The sequence below is a fragment of the Microcystis sp. M49636_WE2 genome (assembly GCF_030065375.1).
Taxonomy (GTDB): Bacteria; Cyanobacteriota; Cyanobacteriia; order Cyanobacteriales; family Microcystaceae; genus Microcystis; species Microcystis aeruginosa_C.
Map to the genome: position 1 here is coordinate 1 of NZ_JASJFG010000966.1, position 1721 is coordinate 1721.

At 47.1% G+C, this 1721-nt stretch carries 2 protein-coding genes; both read left to right on the forward strand.

Annotated elements, in window-relative coordinates; translation table 11 throughout:
* Positions 1 to 1063 (forward strand): type IV pilus twitching motility protein PilT (locus PX484_RS22275; protein WP_288105534.1); only part of this gene is annotated, 1063 nt, incomplete at its 5' end.
* Between the two features lie 90 nt (positions 1064 to 1153).
* The coding region (locus PX484_RS22280; RefSeq protein WP_288105536.1) for a thioredoxin domain-containing protein at positions 1154 to 1721 on the forward strand (568 nt) is incomplete at its 3' end.

Sequence of the window (1721 nt, forward strand, 5' to 3'; positions counted from 1 at the left end):
CAATCAACCCACCTTAGAGCATTTGGTTCGGATTGCCTTTGAGCGGGGTTATTCGGACGTTCACCTCGGGGTTGGAGAACAACCCCGGATGCGGGATCGTGGCGAAATGATTATTCTCGACTATCCTGAAATTGACATCAACACTTTTTATAGTTGGTTACGCGAAATCCTCGGTGAAGAAGAAATCCTTCGCTTTAAAAAAGACCTAGAATTTGACGGTGCGACTCAGTACCAATTCGCTAGAGCGCGGATTAATATCTTTGAAAGTCTGCGCGGTCCGGGGATGGTTTTGCGTCTGATTCCCATGAAAATCCCCACGATGGAACAATTGGGCCTACCGATAGTGTTTCGGGATGTGTGTGATGTGCAGAAGGGATTGATTTTAATCACCGGTCCGACGGGTTCGGGGAAATCCACCACCCTAGCAGCCATGATCGATTACATCAATAAAGAACAAGCCAAACATATTATCACCATCGAAGACCCGATCGAATTTATCCATAAAAGTCGTCGCAGTTTGATCAAACAACGGGAAGTGGGAATACACACCCAAGAGTTCGATAATGCCCTAAAAGCCTGTTTGCGGGAAGACCCAGATATTATTCTGGTGGGGGAGATGCGGGACAAAGCCACCGTTAATACTGCCCTGAAAGCTGCCCAAACCGGTCACTTAGTCCTGGGAACCCTGCACACCAGCAGCTCTGTAAAAACCCTTGACCGGATTTTAACTCTTTATAGTGCCGAGGAACGGGAAGCCCTGCTGGTTGCGATCGCAGAATCTTTAGTTTGTATTATTTCCCAGGGTTTATGTCGCACCACCGACGGTAAACGGGCTGCTTTTTACGATATTCTCGTCAATACAGAGGCCGTCAAAGATTACATTCGCGGGGGCAAAAATGACGAAATTATCGAATTAATGAGAGACGGCGAATACCACGGCATGATTACCACTAATCAATCCCTGTTTAGCCTCTATCAAGAAGGACGGATTAGCGATGAGGTCGCCTTGGCCATGTCCCCGGTCCCCAATGAAATGGCCATGATGATGCGGGGTAGAATCTAGAAAAACCCTGAAGGAAATTCTTCAGGGATCAAGAGTTTAGTAGGCTAGAAAAATAGAAGCTCCTACTTATTCTCTAGGGGAACCCCTCAAGTGATCACTTCCACGATTGTGTTGCCCGATATTTTTAAAGGCATCGCCCTGTTTACCCCCGGGGGCGATCTAATTTACTGTATCGATCCTGATAAACAAACTCATTGGCATCTGAATCTCTGCGCTGCTCTCCAGTCCGCTTTAGGGTTGCCAGAACCCCCCCATTTTTTAGTTCCTAGTTTTACTGCTACCATCGATCGCTGGCGAGATCCCTACAGTCACCGTATTCATACTAGAGCCGAAGTCTATCCCCTTGTCCGTCGCTATCAGCCTTTATTAAATGCTATTTTCGCCACGGACGATCGAGCTTGGTTTACTGTACCCTGGCAGGAACAATCCTCTAATCCCACTATCTTAGAAACCTATCGTCAGCAGTTTCCCCAACTTTGGCAATCCCACGATCTGATTCTCCGTTATCAGGAGCGCCACCCAACCACTTCAGGGATTAATGCTGACTCTGACTATACCAATCCTAGTCCCAAGGGTTATGTTTTGCGGTTATTTGTCTCCGGCAATAATGCCAATACTAAACACACCCTAGAATCGATCCATCAGCTTCTAGAACGAG